The organism is Paenibacillus nanchangensis (assembly GCF_046543445.1).
Taxonomy (GTDB): Bacteria; Bacillota; Bacilli; order Paenibacillales; family Paenibacillaceae; genus Paenibacillus_AQ; species Paenibacillus_AQ nanchangensis.
Window position 1 is genome coordinate 1 of sequence record NZ_JBHOFD010000029.1, and the last position, 23209, is coordinate 23209.

A 23209-nucleotide genomic window follows, 5' to 3' on the forward strand; every position below is an offset into this window, starting at 1 on the left:
CGGAACTGGAATAAGTAAATATATTGGAATTGTTGCAACAGGGTATGATGCAAATAATAAAGCGATTGAAACTAAAGCAACAAGTGCATATGTTGGGGGGGGCAATAGCGCATATTTCAATGTTGTCCTGGATGCAGGACCCCAAATTACCAGGGTGGAAATAAAGGCAGTTGGAAACGCCTCGGAAGTAGTCCTATTATCTAAGGGTTATCGAATAGATGCTGGAAAAGTTATCGCTACCGGTTCAGTGGAAAATGGTGAGGTAAGTCGTACAGTAGGGATTGTCGCCACGGGCTACGATCATAATAACAGGCCTGTGGAAACCGGATATGCAACCATGTATACCGCGGGAGGCAGTAGTCAATCCTTTAAGGTTGAATTAAACTCTGGATCACAAATTTCCAGAGTGGTATTCAGAACTATTGGGACTGCCAAAGATTTAAGACTCTTATCTTTGGCTTATAGAAATATAAATACTACGATTTCAGCAACCGCAATACTTGAAAACGGGACAAGTTCTTCTACGAATGTAACCGCTACATTTACTGGGTACGATAGCAATAATCAACCCGTTGAAGTAAAAGCCGCTAATGCTACAATATCAAGCAAAGCGACTAAAGAGATGAGTGTCACATTCAGTTTGGGGAGTCAAATAAAACGTGTTGATATTAAGACTTCACCTGAAAGTAGTGGTACCGGCGTTGAAAATCCTGATCCTAGTAACTTCAATCAATTAGATTTAAATACAAACTCTAAGTACGAATTACCGGGTGACCTAGTTTCCTATTATTCGTTTACCGCTCCTTCGACTAGCTTGTACCGATTCTATACTTCATATGTTGATGCAAAGTCGGAAGAGGAGCAACCCACCACACATATTCAAGTTTTCAGCGATAGAAATCTGCAAAATCAGTTGGCGTCAAATGACACAACTGGGGGTACTCCAAAAGTCGATTATGTTCTGACTAAAGGAACGACTTATTATGTCAGAGTAACACCAAGTGACCTAAGTTCTGACTTTCCTTATGTGAGAGTTTCGGTAGAGCAGGATGCTGACGTTTCTTTGGATCGGGCCAATATTCTAGAGGATTGGGACCTAAACACCTCAGAGTTATCTTCGAGGTTTGATGTTGATTATTACAAATTTGAATTAACCGAACCCACTGTGGTGTATTACAGTATTCCGGATACTACGGTTGTGATCAAAGGTACAAACGGAAATGACCTAAAGGAAATGCTGCCAGGTAATAAAGATGGTTTCTTGTTGCAAGCAGGAACGTACTATCTGAAGACATTTCTATATTTAGGGTACAAAGATAGTGATGGCGATGGACTGTCGGATAGTCAAGAGCAAACTGGATTTAGAATTTTATCCAATGGTCAAGTTAAGCTTGTGAAAACAAATCCTTTAACAAGCGATTCCGATCAGGACGGTATTTCTGATGGGACAGAAATGTTAGAAGGAAGGTTTAGAACGGAAGAAGGGTACTATCAAGTAATAGATGACCCTTCAGCACCTGGGTTTGGAAGCACCGAAGGTACATCTTTCGATCTCCCCCCTGGGTATAACTGGGATACAACGGACCTTTTAGAGATTCGAACAAACGTACTTGCTGCAGAAGAATGGAAAAAGAAACTTGCAGTCTATTACAACAAAGTTGAGCAATACTCCACTTCAGAAGTATTGGGCGACGTCACAAAAACAGAATTGTCATATTTATCTGAAGAAGTCGGAAATGCAATTATTAATCATAATTCTTTGATTGAAGACATGATTATGTATATTAGAGAAAACGGAACAGATTCAGACAAACTATGGTTGCTAGAGAATACTAATAATATTGAGTTTCTTGCCTACGAGTTGGAGGATCCTGATAAAACAGGCGGAGCTAACACTAAGATGTCAATCTCCTCTCAGAGTTATGATTATAAATATTGGATGAGAGTGGGGACCTTGGTTCATTCTGCGGTTACTGATAGATTTAAAAGAGAGAAAGGAAAGGCTGCTGATTACTCTAATACAGCAATACCCCGGACAGTTCAGGTTCTTAGGCCAGATCTAGTGGAGGATACTAAAAGAATAAATGATAATAGTCCAGATAGTGCAGGGGATGCATATCTTTTTGAATTAAAGACTCACAATAATACACCAGCTAATCGGCCGTACTATTTAAAAGCGCAAAGACAGTTGAATCGGTACGTTTTATTTTATCAAAATGCTTTTAAAAAGAAGACGGTGAAAAAAGGAAGAACAGGAATTACGATGGTTAATGGAAGTATAGTTCAACCAAATTGGATTCCTGACGGAAAGGTTGTACCGGATATCGGCACCATACCTGGAACACCATTCAAAGCTGTGCTATTTCATGTACTGCCCGATGATGGGATGGTGTATTATAAATTAATCAAAGACACACAGAATCCCAGAGATGTCGAGCCATTAATTCAAAAATTAAAAGGCAAAGAGCGAAGACAATATGAGGTAGAGGTTGAAGGAAAGAAACTAACGGTCACCTCTGTAGTTAAAGATAAAAAAAGTGGTAAAATTGCTGCAGTTGCTAAAGTAGGTGCAGCAATTATAGTATTGATACTAACAAACGTAGATAACACGACGGGCGTAGGTGTAGCTGATGACCCAGTTGCTTACGCTACTGCAGGACGATTACTTAATGCAGCCATTAGAGCATGGTAAGAATTATTATTATAGAAAGCCCGGTTCAACCGGGTTTTCTGCTATTTTTATAGGGAGAGGTGTTCGATGAGTGAATTAACAACGGCTATTTTAGTGCACAATCTTGAACTGTCCGTCCTCAACCGATGGATTTGTAAGAAGAAAAAGGACGCCTATCTGACTCAAATCAACCCAAACTGGGTTGCTTTGTTTATAGAAAATGACCTGCGGAGTGCAGATAAATGGGCTGGAAAAGCAGCAGTTGAGCTGAAAACGGAAGTTCTATTTTTCGGGAATTATGACGAGTGGGGGTGGAGAGCCGACTTTTGGGAAGATGGAGTCCTTAAAATTCATATCGATATTCCCTTTCATAAACCTAAGAAAATAAAGCTCGAACCATTGCATACGGAGGCTTGGATTCCTTTTGCGGCAAACCGAGAACCCCTAGATCATTTAAACGCTTTACTTCAATCCACTCCATTGAACCCGGAGGGAGTCGATTATTTAACACAGGCGTTCGCGCTGGAGTCCCTAACTTTTTTGTCTTTCGATAATCTCTCTATGCTGGATGATAGCTTACTGGAGGAAAAAGGAATTTTTGCGGTACAGGGGAACACCAAGAAATTAAGAGTCAACGAAGTTATATTGGATGTGATAAGAGAACCTTTGGAACAGTTCGGATATATCCTCTTGCCGGCTGTAGAAGGAGGTTATAGTGAAACTGGAGTTATTTTTTATAAAATGATAGACTCCTATCGATATTTGATTAATCTCAGCAGAAGTGAAGATATATTATCTAAACGAATCCAGTTATATTACATTCCACCTTACTATACACACGATACACATGTCTGGATGTATGAGAATGGGTATGAGCCAATCTATAAATATGGCAATGAAAGTGAATTAAGAGCCTCTCTACAAGATATACTGCAACACATCATTACCAAGGGGATTCCATGGCTGGAGTCTCAGCGGATCGACCCGATCAATGTGGAAGAGGTCTATTACAGCATTCTTAGCCCTTATATGAATGAGCATGGCTTTTATTTAAGGGAGGAAGGAAAAAGCGCTGGCTCTGACATCGATAAAAAAGAGTTTATTTATCAGACTCCAGATCAAAAATGGCGTATTTTATTTCAGCATCAGAAGAATTTCCCTAATGTTGATATTTACATGAAAAGATATGACGAGATGATTAATTCCAGCCTGTATGATCCGGATTCAGGGAAAACAATAGATGGAGGAACTTTTCCTTATAAAACATCACAAGAACTAGGCGAGCAACTTATTGTGGCTGCAAAGGGTTTTTTCAACTTAATGCAATACGAACTTACGTTGAAATACAGCACAAATCTGCGTGGCACTTCCTTTTGACTATCCTCTCTATACTTTTATACCGTCTCCTCGAAACAGTAGCAATTTTGTAAGTCCCACTTTAACCCGCGCCCATCGCGGGTTTTTTGTGTTAAGGGAGTAGGTGAATTCTAAACAGCAAGAGATAGATCGATATAACCGTACAATAACTGCAGATATCAATGGGGATAAAAAAAGATGATCCCTGTGTAATACAGGAATCATCTTTTGTCTGCTGTCTAAATCGGAATCCTCTTTTTTAATGTGTCCTTGACACAGAGTCAGATTAAGCCGGACAGCTCCTTCTTCTTTATGAGTTACGTACAACGACAGATTAAATTTTCAGGATCGCGCCGTTGCTGGCGTTGGTGACCAGTTTGGAATAACGGGCCAGGTAGCCGGTTTTGACCTTCGGCTCAAAGCCTTTCCATTGGCTACGGCGGGCGGCCAGCGTTTCTTCGTCAACCAGCAGTTCGATCTTGCGGTTGTTCAGGTCCAGCTCGATGATATCCCCGTCTTCAACAAAAGCGATGGGTCCGCCTTCAGCCGCTTCCGGCGAGATATGCCCGATGCTGATGCCGCGGGATGCGCCGGAGAATCGGCCGTCCGTGATCAGGCCAACCTTCGCGCCGAGACCCATGCCGACGATCTGGGAGGTTGGAGCGAGCATTTCCGGCATACCCGGTCCGCCTTTAGGACCTTCGTAGCGGATAACCACCACATGGCCTTCTTTGACTTTGCCGTTTGCAATGCCTTCCAAGGCCTGCTCTTGCGAATCAAAGCAGATTGCAGGGCCTTTGTGGTAGCCGCCGACGGAAGCATCAACCGCTCCCACCTTGATAATCGATCCTTCCGGAGCCAGGTTTCCGTAAAGCACGGCCAAGCCGCCTTTTTCAGAATACGGGTTATCCAGTGTATGAATAACGGAGGTATCCAGGATCTCGTGGCCGCGTACATTTTCGGCCAGCGTCTTGCCGGTAACGGTCATGCAGTCGCCGAAGAGGGCGCCCGGTTTCTTCAGCAGCTCGTTCAGCACGGCGCTGACGCCGCCGGCCCGGTCCACGTCCTCGATGAAAATGTCGGAGGCAGGAGCCAGCTTGGACAGGTAAGGGACGCGGTTAGCCACTTCGTTGATACGTTCCAGCGGGTAGTCGACGCCGGCTTCCTTGGCAAGCGCCAAAGTATGCAGCACCGTATTCGTGGAGCCGCCCATAGCCATATCCAGCGCAAAAGCATTGTCGATCGACTTTTCCGTCACGATATCGCGCGGTTTCAGATCAAGCTTGATCAGCTCCATCAATTGGGTGGCAGATTTGCGTACAAATTCTCTACGCTCTTCAGCAACGGCCAGGATCGTACCGTTACCCGGCAGAGCCAGGCCAAGCGCTTCGGCCAGACAGTTCATGGAGTTCGCCGTAAACATGCCGGAACAGGAACCGCAGGTTGGACAGCCGTATTGTTCCAGCTCAAGCAGCTCGGCATCGTCGATTTTGCCAACCTGATGCGCGCCTACGCCTTCAAATACGGAAGTAAGCGACAGCTTGCGTCCTTTGCTGTCCACGCCGGCCTTCATCGGTCCGCCGCTGACGAATACAGTCGGAATGTTGACGCGCAGTGCGCCCATCATCATACCCGGGGTAATTTTGTCGCAGTTAGGAATGCAGACCATGCCGTCGAACCAGTGCGCGGATACAACCGTCTCCAAAGAGTCGGCAATGATTTCGCGGCTTGGCAGGGAATAACGCATGCCGATGTGGCCCATGGCGATCCCGTCATCTACGCCGATCGTATTAAATTCAAACGGGACGCCGCCGGCTTCGCGGATGGCTTCTTTGACGATTTTGCCGAATTCCTGCAGGTGGACGTGTCCCGGTACGATATCGATATAAGAGTTGCACACCGCGATAAACGGTTTGCCGAAGTCCTCTTCCTTAACGCCCGCGGCGCGCAGCAAGCTGCGGTGCGGAGCACGGTCGAACCCTTTTTTGATCATGTCTGAACGCATTTTCTTAGCTGGCATATTGGTGGTCCCCCCTAAAAGTTGTTGGCATGCGCCCGGGTGAATGTGCTTCGTACATCCCCGCATGGAACATAACCTGAAATGACGAGCAAATATAGTGTCGCATTAACGCACTGCAATCCCAAACAGCACATGTCTGCGGTTTATAGAAAAAACGGGGTCCAGCTTCTTGCAGCAGAAGGAGGGCGGAGCCGTTTCTATAAAACAATGTCTCGTTAACATTAGTAGAGCCTGCTTGATCTAAGCGGCCAGCCATTGTTATTAGAGAGTCTATCACAAAAGACCTGTTTTTTCTACCGGACAATGTGAAGTTTGTCGGCTTATGCAGAGGCTCCGGGCGGCCTAAAAATCTTTTTGCAGACAGGAAAGTGCTTTATCTGGAAGGAGACCCGGGATGAAGCGCCTTTGTCCTATATCTTCCTGCCCCTATAGACAATGCTGCCCGGCCTGAGTATGATGAGACTTAACTTTTTTCCGGGAGGTGCTGAAAGGCCGGGGTTGTATACTACATGCTTATGGAACCGGTACGGAGTGCAAAGGAATAAAAGAACAGGGAGGACAAAAGATGTTAGAGCCTGCAACCTTTTTGAATCCGATTGTTGAAAAAGCGGCTGATCCTTGGGTGCTCAGGCACACCAACGGCTGCTATTATTTCATGTCAACCAAAGGCAGCTATTTGGAGCTTACGGAATCCGCAACCTTAACCGGCCTTGCTTCCGGGCGCAAAAAAACCGTCTGGTCGCCTGAACCCGGAGGCAGGTACAGCTATAACCTGTGGGCACCGGAAATTCACCGCTTGAATGGCAAGTGGTACATTTACTACACCGCTAACGACGGCGGGGGCGATGAAACGCGGCGGATTTGTGTGCTGGAAAATGAGGAGGAGGATCCGCTGGAAGGGCAGTGGGCATGGAAAGGATCCCTGCAGACCCCTGTTCCCGGATTGGATGGCACGGTGCTGTGCCTGCGCGGTGAACTGTATTTCCTGTATGCCGGATATGGACATTTTCCCGATTATGGATCTGCCATATATATTATGGCCATGAGTAACCCGTGGACGCTGGAAGGAGAACATCAGCTGCTCACCGCGCCGACATTGCCCTGGGAAAAGCAGGGCGGCATGGCCATTAACGAAGGGCCGGTCATTCTGCAGCGTAATGGCCGCGTGTATCTCGTGTATTCGGCAAGTACAACCTGGTCTGAGGACTATGCGCTGGGCATGCTCACCATGAGTGAAACGTCCGACCCGTTGAAACCGCTATCATGGGAAAAATCCATGCAGCCTGTTTTCCGCAAAAGTGCAGAAAACGGGATTTACGCTACCGGGCACAACAGCTTTACCCGTTCGCCTGATGACAGGGAGGACTGGATCGTGTATCATGCGCTTCCCGCTGCCGGGGCAGATGTCTCCCTGCGGGCGACACGCATTCAGAAATTCGGATGGAATCCGGATGGAACACCGGACTTCGGGGTCCCTCACAGCGATAGCGAGCCGCTAGCCGTACCTTCAGGGGAGTAAGAAAAGCTGCAGGACATCGCCAGTTTAGAAACAGAATGCAGGATAATAAAGTCGTTTGTTACAATTTATTTGTAATAAACGACTTTTATATTTTACCGGACGCCTATTATCAGCAATGTGAAAAAAACCGCATAATGACGGTGTTTTTTCGACCGAAACTCAGCCGGGATAACCTGGTTTTCTACCGGAATATAATTTCGTTTACATAAATCCGGTTTAAATAACACCCGAATTGATACAAATATTTTGTTTGAAAGCGTTGACAATTAGGGTGGGGATCTCTATAATTCGGTTTGTAATACAAAAAGTGTGTATCAAATGTGTTTTTTGGATGTAACCAGTTAACGGCATAAGGGGAGTATTCAGCAGCATGCAAAGGGGGAGTGCGGTTCCGCCAGCTTGGGTTGGTTTCGGTTTTTGTACACAACATTTTATAGCGGGAGGTTAAGTATGAAAAACAAAACAATGCGGCTCCTTAGTCTTTTGTTTGTGGCCATACTGATCATTTCAACTGTAACTGCATGCAGCGGCAATAATGCTGGCAATGGTGCCGACAATAAAGTATCTAACGAATCGAACGATGGAAACGCGCCTAAAGAGAACAACGATATTGCTTTTACAGATATGAGCGCCGATATCCGCGGGAATACCGCACCGTCGCAGGAGTTAATGGACGAAGTCAATTCCACCCTCAACGATACCTACCTCGGAGATGTATACGATCAAGCTATTCCAGGCGATTATTCCGCTTACCCGGTCAAAGGCGACGTTACGCTGGATGTCTGGATGCCCGCCAACTCCAATATCCCCGACATGAACAATCATCTGATACAAAAACAGGTAGAGAAATTAACCGGAATCAAGGTGAATTTTATTACTCCGCCGGTCGGCCAGGAAGCGGACGCGTTTACCCTGATGATCTCCTCCGGGGATCTGCCGGACATTATTATTGAGCCGGGACGATATCCGGGCGGCCTTGAAGCGGGTGTAAATGACGGTGCTTATATCGACCTCACGGATCTGATGGAAAAAAACGCCCCGAACTACACGCAGTGGCGGAATTCGGATGAGACCCGAAGAAAAACCACCGTAACGGATGACGGCAGGCTGCTCGGTTTTTACGGAATCGCTCCTTATTCAGAATGGATTTGGTTTGGCACGCTGATCAAACAGGAAGCGCTGGACAAAACCGGGCTGGAAATCCCCGAAACGGTGGATGAATGGCATACGTTCCTGACGAAAGCCAAGGAAGCCGGCTACAAAGCGCCGCTTAACTACGGATCTTCCTACGGGCAGATTTTTACCGGCATTATTAACGGCGCTTATGGCGTATGGGATTGGACCTTCCTGAATAAGGACGGCAAAGTGGGCTGGGGACCGGCGCAGCCGAAAGCCAAGGAGTACCTCGCAACGATGCAGCAGTGGAACAAGGAAGGTTTGCTTAACCCCGACTGGGCGACCGCCGACTTTAACCAGAGAATGGCCAGCGCCATTTTCGGCGATACGGCGATTATGATGGACTCCCCGGATACGATGTGGAGCTACTGGAAAGAGCAAAGCAATATCGATTTTGTCGGCGCGTTGAATCCGGTGCTGAACAAAGGGGAGAAATCGGCAACCACCTACAAAAACTTCAAACGGACAGGAACGGAAGCGGCGATCACGACCCAATGCGACAATGTGGAAGCAGCGATGGCCTGGCTGGATTTCAGCTACAGCAAAAAAGGCTGGGAGCTGCTTAACTTTGGCGAATACGGAACCGTGCATCTGATCGATGACAAAGGAATGCCTTATTATCCTGAAAACAGCTACATTTACAACGATCCAGACGGACAGCCGGTATCGACTACGTTATGGAAATACCGCTACCACAGCTGGCCGAACATCCGCGACGAGCATCATGCCAACCCGCTGATTGCAGCCAAAGGCAGCTATTCCGGCGATATCCGCCAGTATTGGACCGAAAACATGGATACAAGCGCAGCGATGCCGCCGATTACTTTCACCAAAGAAGAAGCCTCGCGTGAAGCCGAACTCGGGAACCAGCTGTCGACGCTGCGCGGAGAATATTTTGCCAAAATCATCAAGGGAGAGCTCCCGGTTGATGCCTACGACAAGTTTTTGAAGGAAGCGCAGAGTATGGGACTGGAGGAGTTTTTAAGTATCCATCAGGCAGCCTTGGATCGATATAACAAACGATAGGTGGTTGTTCTATGGGAACGTTGCAAAAAAACGGACACGCAGCGCCTATACGCAAGCGCGTTAAAACAAAACATACCCGGATCATGATTAAAAAGGATGTAAAAAAGAACTGGTTCGTCTACCTGCTGGCCGTTCCTGTAGTGGCATGGTTCCTGATCTTTTGCTACGGGCCGATGTGGGGCGTAATGATCGCTTTTAAGGATTTCAAGCCCCTGCTGGGGTTTGGCGAAAGCGAGTGGGTGGGGTTTAAGCATTTCGTTGATTTTTTCCAGGGGCCGTATTTCTGGAGAGTTGTGAAGAACACGCTGCTTCTGAATGTCTGGGGGATCGTTTTTGGCTTCACGGCACCTATCATCCTTGCTTTGATGCTGAATGAAATTCGCAGCACTAAGTTCAAAAAGACCGTACAGACCATCACCTACATGCCTCACTTTATCTCACTGGTGGTTGTATGCGGAATCATTCATATTTTTGTCGCCGATGAAGGTGTCGTTACACAGCTGGTTCAGTTCATTACCGGAAAAGAGTATTCATCCCTGCTCGGATACCCGGATTTGTTCAGACCGATCTATACGTTCTCCGGCATCTGGCAGAGCATTGGCTGGGACAGCATTATCTATCTGGCGGCAATGAGCTCCATTGATACTTCTTTATATGAAGCTGCCGATATCGACGGGGTAGGGCGGATTAAAAAGATGTGGCATATTACCCTGCCTCAAATCAGTCCGGTGATTATTATTTTGTTTATTTTTGCGATTGGCGGGCTGATGTCCTCCGGTTACGAAAAAATCATTTTGCTCTACAATCCGCTGATCTACGATACGGCCGACGTTATCGCTTCTTATGTCTACCGCCGCGGTTTGCGGGAAGCCAGCCTCAGTTATTCCACGGCTGTCGGATTGGTCAGCTCCGTCGTAAACTTTGGTCTGCTTTGGATGACGAACCAGATTGCCAAACGCAAATCCGAGGCCAGCTTATGGTAAGAAAAGAGGGACAGCCATGACAGAAACCCTGCAGCCTGCAGTCAAACGGATCCGCAAGCGTAAATCCGTCTACGACAGAGTATTCGATTTCATGCTGTATACGCTGCTGACCGCGTTAACCCTGGTCTGCTTTTATCCGATCCTGCATATCCTGTTTGCTTCCGTCAGCGACCCCAGCTCCTTAATGGCCCATAAAGGCATTATGCTGAAGCCGCTTGGATTTACACTTGATGGATACAAGCTGGTATTCAAGGATAACAGCCTGCTGAACGGATACAAAAATACCATTATATATGTAGGGCTCGGCACATTGGTCAATATGATTATGACTGTACTGGGAGCTTATGTGTTATCCAGAAGGGATCTGTATTTTAAAAATTTCATTATGATTCTGATTACGGTCACGATGTTTTTTGGCGGGGGACTGATCCCGTGGTTCTTATTAATGAAGGACATCGGGCTGTACAACAATCTGTGGGCCATGATCCTGCCGACGGCGCTGAGCACCTGGAACATTATTATCCTCCGGACCAGCTTTCAGGCGATCCCGCAGGAACTGGAAGAAGCGGCTACCATTGACGGTGCAAGCCAGGCTCAGATTTTGACGAAGGTGATTTTACCTCTCTCCAAAGCTACACTGGCTGTGATTTTCCTGTATTACCTCGTCGGCAACTGGAACTCCTGGTTTAATGCGATGGTGCTGCTGAAGGACAGAGAGCTGTTCCCGCTGCAGCTGTTAATGAAGGAAATCTTAGTCGCCAATGACGCTACAGCCACCTCCATCGGCAGTGCCGGCGGGGTGGTCATTGACAGCGCCCAGAGCCAGACGGCTTTCCGGGAATTGGTCAAATACTGTGCGATCGTTGTTTCGACGCTTCCTATATTAATGGTGTATCCGTTCCTGCAAAAATACTTCGTCAAAGGTGTCTATGTAGGTTCAATTAAAGGCTGACAGACTAGAAATCAACTCATAGGAGTGAAGGAATCATGTTGAAAGAAGCAGGCAGCACACCCGTTCCGCGTCCGGAATACCCTAGGCCCGATTTTGTCCGCAAGGAGTGGCTCAGCTTAAATGGAGCGTGGGAATTTGGTTTTGATGATGAAGACGCCGGTGAAGACGAACAATGGTTTCTTGCGGATCACCCTGCTGCATTAAACCGGACGATCCAGGTGCCCTTTGCGTTCCAAAGCAGGCTGAGCGGGATTGAAGATCCTTCTTTTCACGATGTGGTGTGGTATAGAAGAAGCTTTGAGGTTCCGGAGCATTGGAGCGGGCAGCGGATTATACTTCATTTCGGCGCTGTGGATTACGAAGCGAAGGTTTGGGTGAACGGGCAGCTTGTGGCGGTGCATACCGGCGGGCATACGCCGTTCCAGGCGGATATCACGCCTTCGCTGGTCGAGGGAAGCAATGTGATTATGCTGCGGGCCGAGGATTTCAGCCGGGATGTCACGCTGCCGAGGGGCAAGCAGTATTGGCTTGAGCAGTCTGAAGCTATTTTTTATACCCGTACGACCGGAATCTGGCAAAGTGTGTGGCTGGAGCCGCTGTCCGCTGTACATCTGAAGAAGGTGAGGATGACACCGGACATTGACCGGAATGAAATCCGGCTCCGGACATTAGTTAGCGGATTTAAGGCAGAAGATCCTCTTGTTTTACGTGTGACTGTGACTTACAGCGGTGAAGTGGTTGCAGAAGATCAATATACGGTAAAAAGCGCGGAGCAGCACCGGACCATCGGACTGGGCGATTTTACGGATCATGGACTTGGGCGTCTGTGGAGCCCTGAACATCCCAATTTGTATGATATCCGGTTCCGGCTGTTCCGCGAGGAGCACCTGCTGGATGAAGCCGCCGGTTACTTCGGCATGCGCAAGGTCTCGATAAAGGATGGCAGGCTGTGCCTGAATAACCGACCGTATTACCAAAGGCTGGTGCTGGATCAGGGGTACTTTCCTGACGGGATTTTGACTGCGCCATCGGATGAAGCCCTGAGACATGATATAGAGCTGACCAAGGAAATGGGCTTTAACGGCGTACGAAAGCATCAGAAGACGGAAGACCCGCGGTTCCTGTACTGGTGCGACAAGCTTGGCCTGGCGGTATGGAGCGAAGCGGCCAATGCTTATGATTATTCCGAGGTTTACGTCCGCCGGTTTACGCAAGAGTGGCTGGAGATTATAGAACGCGACTATAACCATCCCAGCATCATTACCTGGGTGCCGCTGAATGAGAGCTGGGGCGTGCCTAATGTGCAGATCGATACACGGCAGCAGCAGCATGGCTTGGCGATGTATCATTTAACGAGATCGCTGGATGAAATGAGGCCGGTTGTGTATAACGACGGCTGGGAGCATATGACCACAGATCTGGTAACCATTCATGATTATGAGAGCCGTCAGGAAGTGCTGGAAACCCGATACGCCTCGGCGCAATCGACTGTCAGCGCAATGCCGGCGAACCGCAGCCTTTTTGTCGGCGGAGCTTCCTATCAGGGCCAGCCGATTCTTATCTCGGAGTTTGGCGGGATTGCGTTCAAGAAAAGCGAGTGGGAAGGCTGGGGGTATTCGGGGGCGGAGAACGAAGAGGATTTTCTGGCCAAACTCAAAGCTGTAGTTGGCCCGATGTTCACTTCACCGGTGATCCAGGGCTACTGCTACACCCAGCTGACCGATGTGGAGCAGGAGATCAACGGGCTGCTGACTTACGACCGGACACCCAAAGCACCGCTTGAAGCGATCCGCAGCATTATGATGAATAAGAAATGAAAATGAAATCATATCAGGTTCCATTTTATAAAAAAAAGGAGCTGTACCATGGCACAACCTTCAAGCATTCCCCGTCCTGAATATCCCCGTCCCGACTGGGTCCGGCCGGAGTGGATGAATCTCAACGGCGAGTGGAAATTTGAAATTGATCATGGCAAAAGCGGAAAAGACCGCGGATACTGGGGCAGCGCTCATGAGCTCTCGGGAACAATTACCGTACCCTTTTGCCCGGAAAGCAGACTGTCCGGCGTAGGATATACAGACTTTATGGCAGCCGTCTGGTATAAACGGGAATTTGTTCTTCCGAAGAACTGGACGGCAGGCAAAACGCTGCTGCACTTCGGGGCGGTTGATTACATGGCAGAGGTATGGGTCAACGGAGTATCCATAGGCTCGCACCGCGGTGGATACGCCCCGTTTTGTTTTGATATTACTGCCCAGCTTGTAAGCGGACCTAATGTGATCACCGTATATGCAGAGGATGATGTCCGGTCAGGACGCCAGCCGCGCGGCAAGCAGAGTGAACGGTTTTATTCCCACGGCTGTGACTACACACGCACCACCGGGATTTGGCAGACGGTATGGCTTGAGCAGGTAGCGGACACTTATCTGTCAAACATGAAGGCCGTAGCCGATCCAGACAACGCCTGTGTGCATCTCGAAATCAAAGTGCGCGGAGATGCGGCCGGGAGCACGCTCACTGCTTCTGCGCTGTACGCCGGCGCTGATGCCGGAGAGGTTAGCGTGCTTGTTGAGGGACCCAATGTTAAATTGACCCTTCCGCTAAGTGAAGTTCATCTGTGGGAAGTTGGCAACGCAAGGTTGTATGATTTGAAGTTAACCCTGAGCAGACAGGGCGTTCAGACCGACAGTGTCCGTTCATATTTTGGACTTCGGACGGTCCGGCTGGACGGTATGGCGTTCCGGATCAACGGCAAATCTGTTTTTCAGCGGCTGGTGCTGGATCAGGGTTTTTATCCGGATGGCATCTACACCGCTCCAAGCGACGAGGCGCTGCGCCGGGATATCGAAATTTCTATGGGCCTCGGCTTTAACGGGGCGAGACTTCACGAGAAAATGTTTGAGCCGCGGTTTCTGTATTGGGCGGACCAGTTAGGTTATCTTGTATGGGGAGAGCATGCCAACTGGGGGCTGGATATAACCACTACCGAAGCGGTTGCCCGGTTCCTTCCTGAATGGCTGGAAGGCATGGAGCGGGATTATAATCATCCCGCGCTGATCGGCTGGTGTCCGTTCAACGAGACCTGGGACCGGGATGGTGTGAAGCAGGACAACGCCGTGCTGCAGCTTATATATGATGTAACCAAACGGATAGACCCTACGCGGCCCGTAATTGATACCAGCGGCAACTTCCACGTGGCGACGGATATTTTTGACCTGCATGATTACGACCAGAACCCGGAGACCTTCCGGAACAGATATGAACCGATGAAGGACGGCGGCGAGGTGTTTAATACTTTTCCTGAACGGCAGACGTATGGAGGTCAGCCTTATTTCATCAGTGAGTATGGCGGAATCTGGTGGAATCCGCAGCAGCAGGATGAGAAGTCATGGGGTTACGGGGACAGGCCGGTTTCCGAACAAGCTTTTATTGAACGTTATGAGGGGCTCACTAATGTGCTTCTGGATCATCCGATGATGTTTGGCTTCTGCTATACCCAGCTGTACGACGTGGAGCAGGAAGTAAACGGGCTGTATACCTATGACCGGCAGCCTAAGTTCGACCCGGAAGTCATCCGCCGGATCAATTCGCGGAAGGCGGCCATTGAGGAGTAGCGCTGCTGTTAACATCACCGGGGGAAGGTGAGAGGTATGAGGAATTTCCGGCGAAGCTGGCTGATCGCTTTGTGTGCACTCGCGGTGTTCCCGGCATGTAATGAGACCTATGCTGGTTCCAGCCATAATAATTTTTACAACATCATCACGCAGGATGGAGCCGACCCGTGGGTTTATAAGCATACAGACGGCTTCTACTATTTTATCAAAACAACCGGAGTTAACGTGACCATCTGGAAGTCGCCCCAGCTGACAACGATTGATGCGGCCCGGCCGAAAGTCATTCAAACAGGCGGCAGCGGGATATGGGCACCCGAACTGCATTATATTAACGAAGCTTGGTATCTCTATTACGCAATGGATGACGGGGACAATGTGAACCACCGGATGTATGTGATGGAGAATACCGCAGCGGACCCGACGGAGGGAACCTGGCAGTTCAAAGGACAGATTACCGATCCTACGGACAAATGGGCGATAGACGGCACTGTGCTGCAGGTGAATGGCGAGCTGTATTTTATCTGGTCAGGCTGGGAAGGCGACATGAATGTCCGGCAAAATCTATACATCGCCCATATGAGCAATCCATGGAGTATCGACTCCGGACGTGTGGAAATTGCGAGACCGGTTCACAGCTGGGAAACCAATCATTCCCCGCATGTGAATGAAGGCCCGCAGGTCATGATCCGGGACGGCCTCATCAACCTGGTTTATTCCGCGAGCGGCAGCTGGACCGACGATTATTGTTTAGGTCTGATTACAGCGGAGACGGGGAGCAATCTGATGGATCCCGCTTCATGGACGAAACGCAGCCAGCCTATATTCAGTTCGGGGAATGGAATGTTTGGACCGGGACACCATTCATTTACCCAGTCGCCTGACGGGACAGAGGACTGGATGATCTACCATACCGCCAAATACCAAGGGGCCGGGTGGAACCGCGAGGTGCGGGCACAGCCGTTCACCTGGAACAGTGACAGAACTCCGAAACTCGGTGTGCCGGTCAGTCCTGACCTGCCGATCCCGCTTCCTTCGGGTGAAGCTCCCCGTTTCCGGTATGAAGGCGAACATGCTGTGTTCGGCGGCGAAGCTGCCGCCTTATCCAGCCCAAACGGTTCGGGAGGACGCAAGGCGGGGCATATCGATACTCCGGACAGCTATGCCGAATTTACGGTCCAGGCTCCGGAGGAAGGAGAATATGTTCTGCTTGCCCGGACGGCGAACGGAACGGCCGGCGGGGAATGGAGCAATTTTCAGCTCAGCATCAATTCCGGAGCAGCCAAGCCTTTTTATATTACCCATAAGGGCTGGGAGAATTGGGGGCTGTCCACTGCCCGGATTCAATTGAAGGCGGGAGCAAACACGATCCGGTTTGTCAAAGGCGACGGCTTTGGGGAGATTGATTTCATCGATATCAAGCCTGGGATGTAATTGTTTTTCCATTCATTACGAAGTAGTATTAGTGTAATATAACAGGAATAAGGAGAACTGAACCCGTGCTGGAACTAAGCTTTAACGACCCGGACAAACTGGTCACAGTGACCCATGCCTTATCTACCCGTTCCAGGGTGGATATTCTACGGCTCTTAAACTCCAGGAACCTGAATATTATTGAGATCGCCGAGAAGCTGAAGCTTCCGGTTTCGACTGTAGCCAGCAATGTCAAAGTGCTGGAAGCGGCAGAGCTGATCCATACCGAGCTGCTCCCCGCCTCCCGCGGGGCGATGAAAGTCTGCAGCAGGAATTATGATGATATCCATATTGAACTCAATCTGAGAAAAACTGTGCCCACCGGAGAAGCGCATGTCTATGAAGTTGAGATACCGATAGGGCATTATAGCGATTGCGAAGTATCCCCAACCTGCGGAATGGCCAACAGCGAAGGGCTGATTATTAAGGAAGATGAGCCGGCGAGCTTTTATCACCCGAAGCATATCAATGCCCAGCTGATCTGGCTGCGCAAGGGATATCTCGAATATCTGCTGCCTTTGGATCTGCCTGCCGGGGCGAAGATTGAATCACTGGAGCTGTCAATGGAGATCTGTTCCGAAGCGCCAAATTATGATCAGGACTGGCCGTCGAATATTTCCGTCTGGGTCAATAATACAGAAATCGGCATGTGGACCAGCCCAGGGGATTTTGGTGACCGGCGCGGCAAGCTGAATCCAAACTGGTGGTGGGACGGCTCAACGCAATACGGGTTCCTGAAGACGTGGCGTGTGGATCATGAAAAGACAACGCTTGATATGGAAAAGGTGTCGGGTGTCACCCTGAAGGATCTGCAGCTGGAGCTAAGCCCCAAATTGCGGATGCGGATCGGCATTAAGCCTGATGCGGTTCATCAGGGCGGGCTTAACCTGTTTGGCCGCCACTTTGGTGATTATGACCAGCATATAATTATGCGGGTGAAGTACACGCTGGAGCAGGACGAAAATTGAAGCACAGGACGGAGCGCAAACAGGGCTGTCCCATAAAGTTGCAGTGTGACGGGGGACAGCCCTTGCTCCGTAATACCTTGGCTCATTTCATGGGGAGTCTGCACTTACGTATCTAAACAGGCCGTAAGGTGAGATCTAGACCAGCCTAGTGTGAATAATTGACACGGTGGGTCAGCAGCGGCCTAAACGCGAGACTCAATCGCAGGGTTTGGTACGATTTTTTGTACAAATCAGCTCCGTGTTGCAGCGATCGGAGTGATTGTCTTTTATGCGCTTGAGACCGCTCTGCTGAATCATCACTCTTTAAATGTTACAATCCGATGGTAACGCCAATAAAGTAGCCGGACTGTACGAGGAAGCTCCACTTTCCCCTCTACGGTGCGGCTTTCTTTATTGGCTACTCGTGTAACTTGGAAGCTGTCTTTTTTACGTAAATCACTTCTGGGGCAGCTCCTTCTTTTATTCGGACTCATTCGTCAGAGTGTACGGCGGAGGGCTGCACGCTGCAGCGTAATCATCCAGGACACGGACGGCTCCACAATCGGATGAAGCCAACGCTTGACGGCAGGCTGGGCCAGCGCTATCGTCAGCAGAACCGCGCACAGGATAACCAGCCCGGCCCCGGCCGGTCCAGTAATCTGTTCATACACGCCGGAGAATACCGCAAACCGGACGATTAATCCGTGCAGCAGGAACACGTACAGCGTGCGCCGTCCCCAATCGGTCAGCCGGGTTTCCGCAAACGGGACCCAGCCCAGAAAAGCGGCCGATGCCGCGATCTGGAGGGCATACATCCCAAGACGGTACAAACCGGCGTACCACTGCCCGGCTCCAAGTTCGGCGTAGGTCATGCTGCCCAGCAGCCAGCCGAACGGGATGGCGCCCCCAAAGGCGGCCAGCGCCGCAAACAATGCAGCCGAGACAGCGAGCGCCGCCCGTTTGATGCGAAGGGAATAAAAGCGGGCCAGTGTGCCAAACGATAAATGATAACCGATAACGAAGTAGGGAAGATAAACAAAGGTTCGGCTGATGCTGAACCAGACGCCGTCAAGCTGCAGATAGCCGACCAGGACACCGGCCAGAACGGACACAGCGATCTGCCGGGCCGGGGACCAATGCCGCATGGCAAGCATCAGAAGCCGCCAAAAGAGATGGCTGGCCAGAAACCAAAGCAGTAAATAAGGGGCAAAAAAAGAGCGGTGGATGTCTTCTACATGAAAAAGCAGCGAATCGAGGGCCGAATACAAGCTCTGAAAAATAACATACTGCAGTCCGATCTGCATCAGCACTTTCCGTCCGGCCGCCCCCGCAAGATTGGAACGGGCGAAATAACCGGTGACCAGCACGAACAAAGGCATATGGAAGCTGAAAATCCAGACATACAAATGTTGAAGGACGGCCATTTCGCGAATTAAGGGTTCCATAGCATTGCTGACAAAGACGGTCAAAATCAAGAGGAAGCGAAGGTTCAAAAAAAACGTCTCTCCACGTTTCTCAATCGGGTTGTCGATCGGCATGGTTCTCCTCCGGCATCGTCGTTTATTTTAATTTTAAAATACTAAGTTTGCGGCAGATATATTGTGAAAAAAGTCACTTTTGCGCGTTCCCAAAGCCCGGAATTGTGGCAATGTAATGAAGAGAGGCCGGAAGAACCTGTCATCGTTTTGATTAGACTTCAAACCATGATTCCTCTATAATTTTGTTAGTGGTTCTGCCGGATTTTGCCGGGCGGTTTCCGCTGGAACAAAAGAACCCGGAAACCGCATGGTGGGAGTGACAGAGTTGAGAAACAAGCGGGTAAAACGAATAGCGGCTGTCGTCCTTGCAGCACTATTGACAGGAGGGGCGCTGTTCCTCTGGAATTATTTAAAGCCTTACCCGCCGGAAGGGGCTGCTGAGTCCGCCCTGGTCTCTTCCGGCGGCATATCCGTAGAGACAAACGATAACTGGATTTCGTTTGAACCCGCCGCGGCTGCCGGACCGGGAATGATTTTGTATCCCGGCGCGCTGGTGGAGAGCGAAGCTTATGCGCCGCTCGCCAGACAGCTGGCTGACGCGGGATACCCGGTCTACATTGCGCGAATGCCGCTGAATCTGGCGGTGATTGACCCGTCCGCTGCGGAAGACATTTTGCGCGTGCATCCAAACCAGTCGTTTGTGATCGGCGGGCATTCGCTGGGCGGTGTGATGGCTTCCCGTTATGCTTCGGAGCATGCGGACCGCTTGAAGGGTGTTTTTTTTCTCGCTTCTTATCCGGATGCCAAAGGCAGTCTGAGAAAGACGACACTGTCGGTATTGTCGGTGCTCGGAACGGAGGATTCCGTTATCGATAGAGAAGCTTACCGGGAAGGGCGGAATTATTTGCCGGATAATACGGTGTATTACACGATTGAGGGAGGAAATCACGCCCAATTCGGCAGCTATGGCCCGCAAAAAGGGGACGGGGAAGCCCGGATTCCCGAAACGCGCCAGCGGGACATTACCGTCCGGACGCTGCTGGACTGGATGGGGAATTTGCAGTAGGGCGAGACGGAACAGGCAAGATGGAGCAGACACTCAACCGCCGGAGCTGAATATCAAGGACGGATAAAGGATACATAACGTTTATATGGATCGGAGGTGGCCGGGATGGCTGTACTGCGGGCCGGACAGATAACCGTTCCCTGCAGCGGAATTCTGTTCGACAAGGACGGGACACTCATGGATCTCATGTCCATGTGGGGGGTCTGGGCGGAGATCGTACTCCGGGGCATGGAGGATCAGTTGCAGCTGATCGGCGCGGGACTTGGCGGGATTTCCCCCAAGCTGCTTGGCACCAGGCATGACGCATCCGGCGCGGTCACCGGATATGACCCAAACGGGCCGCTGCCGATGGCAACGGTGGAAGAAACCCACGGCATTCTCGCCTGGCAGCTGTATGCGGCGGGAATGCCGTGGAATGAAGCCGTCGCCCACGTTATGCATCTGGGCAAAGAAGCGATGAATGAGGTGCGCCGAAGACGTGAGGCGCGGCCGATTGCCGGGCTGCTGCCTTTTCTGGACAGGTGCCGGGACGCGGGGCTGAAGCTGGCCGTGGTCACCTCCGACATCGCGGAGACCACAGCGGAGCATTTGGAATGGCTGGGGATTACGGACCGTTTTCACGCCGTTGTTACGCGCGATATGGTAACCAAGGGTAAACCGGCCCCGGAGATGGCGGAGACGGCCTGCCGCCTGCTTGGCCTTCGGCCGGAGGAGACGGTAGTCATCGGCGACAGCAACGGCGATATGCAGATGGGCAAGGGCGCGGGCGTGCGCCTGGCTGTAGGATTGTCGGCCGCCGCGGGGGATACGGGACATCTGGCCGATGCGGATATCGTTGTTCCCGACTATAACGATCTGATTCTAATTCCTTAATCCGGAGTAAGAAAGGATGAGCGGCATTATGGATTCATTGCAGACACTGGCTTCCTGGATCAAGGACAGCGAGTCGGTTGTATTTTTTGGAGGAGCAGGCACTTCGACGGAAAGCGGCATTCCCGATTTTCGTTCGGCGGCCGGGCTGTACAGCGCGGAGCATGCGTTTCCTTATCCGCCGGAGGTTATGCTCAGCCGGAGCTTTTTTCTCCGTTCGCCTGAGGTGTTCTTCGATTTCTACCGGAGCAAAATGCTGCATCCCGCAGCGGAGCCAAACGGCTGCCACCGCCTGCTTGCCCGGCTTGAGGCCGAAGGCAAGCTGAAGGCCGTCATCACACAAAATATCGACGGTCTGCATCAGCGTGCTGGGAGCAGGCGCGTGCTGGAGCTGCACGGCTCTGTACACCGGAACCGCTGTATGGACTGCGGCCGGCATTATGAGCTTGAGGCGGTAATCGGGAGCGAGGAGACAGTGCCGCGCTGCACGTCCTGCGGCGGCATCATCAAGCCTGAGGTGGTGCTGTATGAAGAGGAGCTGGACCAGCGGGTGATGCTGGATGCGGTGCAGCATATCGCATCGGCAGACCTGCTGCTGATCGGCGGCACCTCGCTCACCGTACAGCCGGCCGCGCATCTGGTGACGTATTTCCGGGGCAAGCGGACCGTGCTGATGAACGGAGATGCAACGCCGTACGACGATCAAGCCGATTTGATCATCAAAGGCCGGATTGGCGAATGTATGGACCAGGTGGGGGCGCTGCTGGATTAACAACGGCAGCCGGCCGGTTGGTATGAACGGAATGAGGGCGTATTCTATGGAAGAGATTACGGCGTATATAGCGGGGACGGAATGAATGATTATAACTTTACCGCCCCTGGTAGATACGCACACTAGAACCGAGAGGCTGGGATCAAGCATGGTGTATGTGGCAAGCGATGCGCGATACGAAGCAATGAAGTATAACCGCTGCGGGCGTTCAGGTCTGAAGCTACCGGCGATTTCTCTGGGACTGTGGCATAACTTCGGCGGAATCGATACTTACGAAAACGGCCGGGACATGATTACCCGCTCGTTTGACCTTGGCATTACTCATTTTGACCTCGCCAACAACTACGGCCCGCCCGCCGGCTCTGCGGAAGAACTGTTTGGCCGCGTGCTGGAGCGGGACCTCCGCCCCTACCGGGACGAGCTGGTGATCTCGACCAAAGCCGGCTATTATATGTGGCCGGGTCCATACGGCGACTGGGGTTCAAGAAAATACCTGCTGTCCAGTCTGGACCAAAGCTTAAAGCGGCTGAAGGTCGATTATGTCGATATTTTTTATTCGCACCGGCCTGATCCGGATACCCCGCTGGAAGAAACGATGATGGCGCTGGATCATGCCGTGCGCTCAGGCAAAGCGCTTTACATCGGGCTTTCCAATTACACGGCGGAACAGACGCGGGAGGCGGCAGCCATTTTGAAATCGCTGGGAACGCCGCTGCTGATCCATCAGCCCCGCTATTCGATGCTGGACCGCTGGATCGAGCAGGGGCTGCAGGATGTGCTTGCGGAATACGGGGCCGGCAGCATCGCGTTTACTCCGCTGGCGCAGGGGCTGCTGACGGGCCGCTATCTGAACGGCGTTCCGGAAGATTCACGGGCGGCGAAACCTTCCACGGCGCTGAACGAAAGCCGGATTACACCTGAGGTGCTGCGGCAGATCCGGGCGCTCAACCAGATGGCGGCTGCACGCGGCCAGAGTCTCGCCCAGTTCGCGTTGGCCTGGGTGCTGCGCGGCGGACGGGTTACGTCCGCGCTGATCGGCGCCAGCCGGTTCAGCCAGATTGAGGAGAACGTGGCTGCGTTGTCCAATCTCGACTTTACGCAGGAAGAGCTGGAACGGATCGATACGATTTTGCAGCCGCCCGCCGGAAATTAGATCACACCTTACCCAATCATATAAGCACAGTCAGGGCTGTCCACTGCCGGCATTGAAGCGGTTGGGCAGCCCTGGTTGTTATCAGGAAGCGCTGATAAGAAGCGCATACGGCATGACGGAGGGCCTGCTGCGAGTT

16 protein-coding genes are annotated in these 23209 nt (G+C 50.8%); 14 read left to right on the forward strand and 2 right to left on the reverse strand.

Annotation, left to right across the window (positions count from 1 at the left end):
* Together ACE6ED_RS21230 and ACE6ED_RS21235 are read left to right on the forward strand one after the other, a co-directional pair.
* Positions 1–2692 (forward strand): hypothetical protein (locus ACE6ED_RS21230; RefSeq protein WP_410829417.1); only part of this gene is annotated, 2692 nt, incomplete at its 5' end.
* 66 nt (positions 2693–2758) lie between these two features.
* Positions 2759–4048, forward strand: coding sequence for a hypothetical protein (locus ACE6ED_RS21235; RefSeq protein ID WP_410829418.1), 1290 nt, complete (start codon positions 2759–2761; stop codon positions 4046–4048).
* A 313-nt stretch (positions 4049–4361) separates the two neighbouring features.
* Here ACE6ED_RS21235 and ilvD read toward each other — a convergent pair whose 3' ends face one another.
* Positions 4362–6047: a dihydroxy-acid dehydratase gene (ilvD, locus tag ACE6ED_RS21240; RefSeq protein ID WP_410829419.1), complete on the reverse strand. Its 1686-nt coding sequence runs from the start codon at positions 6045–6047 to the stop codon at positions 4362–4364.
* A gap of 565 nt (positions 6048–6612) precedes the next feature.
* Between ilvD and ACE6ED_RS21245 the strand changes: the two genes are divergently transcribed.
* The 8 genes from ACE6ED_RS21245 (at position 6613) to ACE6ED_RS21280 (ending at position 17755) form a co-directional block, all read left to right on the forward strand.
* Positions 6613–7566: a glycoside hydrolase family 43 protein gene (locus tag ACE6ED_RS21245; protein WP_410829420.1), complete on the forward strand. Its 954-nt coding sequence runs from the start codon at positions 6613–6615 to the stop codon at positions 7564–7566.
* A gap of 450 nt (positions 7567–8016) precedes the next feature.
* Positions 8017–9768, forward strand: a complete 1752-nt coding sequence (locus tag ACE6ED_RS21250; RefSeq protein WP_410829421.1) for an extracellular solute-binding protein — start codon at positions 8017–8019, stop codon at positions 9766–9768.
* An 11-nt stretch (positions 9769–9779) separates the two neighbouring features.
* Entirely contained in the window at positions 9780–10751 is a 972-nt protein-coding gene (locus tag ACE6ED_RS21255; RefSeq protein ID WP_410829422.1) for an ABC transporter permease, read from the forward strand.
* A 16-nt stretch (positions 10752–10767) separates the two neighbouring features.
* Entirely contained in the window at positions 10768–11703 is a 936-nt protein-coding gene (locus tag ACE6ED_RS21260) for a carbohydrate ABC transporter permease (protein WP_410829423.1), read from the forward strand.
* A gap of 35 nt (positions 11704–11738) precedes the next feature.
* A complete protein-coding gene (locus ACE6ED_RS21265) occupies positions 11739–13520 on the forward strand; it encodes a glycoside hydrolase family 2 protein (RefSeq protein WP_410829424.1) in 1782 nt (593 codons plus the stop codon).
* Between the two features lie 48 nt (positions 13521–13568).
* The gene (locus tag ACE6ED_RS21270; RefSeq protein ID WP_410829425.1) at positions 13569–15317 is read left to right on the forward strand and encodes a glycoside hydrolase family 2 protein; all 1749 of its coding nucleotides are present in this window, start codon (positions 13569–13571) and stop codon (positions 15315–15317) included.
* A 36-nt stretch (positions 15318–15353) separates the two neighbouring features.
* Complete coding sequence (locus ACE6ED_RS21275) at positions 15354–16748, forward strand: family 43 glycosylhydrolase (protein ID WP_410829426.1); 1395 nt, start codon at positions 15354–15356, stop codon at positions 16746–16748.
* Between the two features lie 65 nt (positions 16749–16813).
* Positions 16814–17755, forward strand: a complete 942-nt coding sequence (locus tag ACE6ED_RS21280) for an ArsR/SmtB family transcription factor (RefSeq protein ID WP_410829427.1) — start codon at positions 16814–16816, stop codon at positions 17753–17755.
* A gap of 476 nt (positions 17756–18231) precedes the next feature.
* Here ACE6ED_RS21280 and ACE6ED_RS21285 read toward each other — a convergent pair whose 3' ends face one another.
* Positions 18232–19272, reverse strand: a complete 1041-nt coding sequence (locus ACE6ED_RS21285; protein ID WP_410829428.1) for an acyltransferase family protein — start codon at positions 19270–19272, stop codon at positions 18232–18234.
* Between the two features lie 256 nt (positions 19273–19528).
* On the opposite strand from ACE6ED_RS21285, the gene ACE6ED_RS21290 reads away from it, so the two are divergent.
* The 4 genes from ACE6ED_RS21290 (at position 19529) to mgrA (ending at position 23073) form a co-directional block, all read left to right on the forward strand.
* Positions 19529–20278, forward strand: a complete 750-nt coding sequence (locus ACE6ED_RS21290; protein ID WP_410829429.1) for an alpha/beta fold hydrolase — start codon at positions 19529–19531, stop codon at positions 20276–20278.
* 105 nt (positions 20279–20383) lie between these two features.
* The gene (locus ACE6ED_RS21295; RefSeq protein WP_410829430.1) at positions 20384–21151 is read left to right on the forward strand and encodes an HAD family hydrolase; all 768 of its coding nucleotides are present in this window, start codon (positions 20384–20386) and stop codon (positions 21149–21151) included.
* A gap of 28 nt (positions 21152–21179) precedes the next feature.
* Positions 21180–21920, forward strand: coding sequence for an NAD-dependent protein deacylase (locus ACE6ED_RS21300; protein WP_410829431.1), 741 nt, complete (start codon positions 21180–21182; stop codon positions 21918–21920).
* 148 nt (positions 21921–22068) lie between these two features.
* Positions 22069–23073 carry an L-glyceraldehyde 3-phosphate reductase gene (gene mgrA / locus ACE6ED_RS21305; protein WP_410829432.1) on the forward strand — a complete coding sequence of 335 codons (1005 nt, stop codon included), beginning with the start codon at positions 22069–22071 and terminating at the stop codon, positions 23071–23073.
* The last annotated feature ends 136 nt before the right edge of the window (positions 23074–23209 follow it).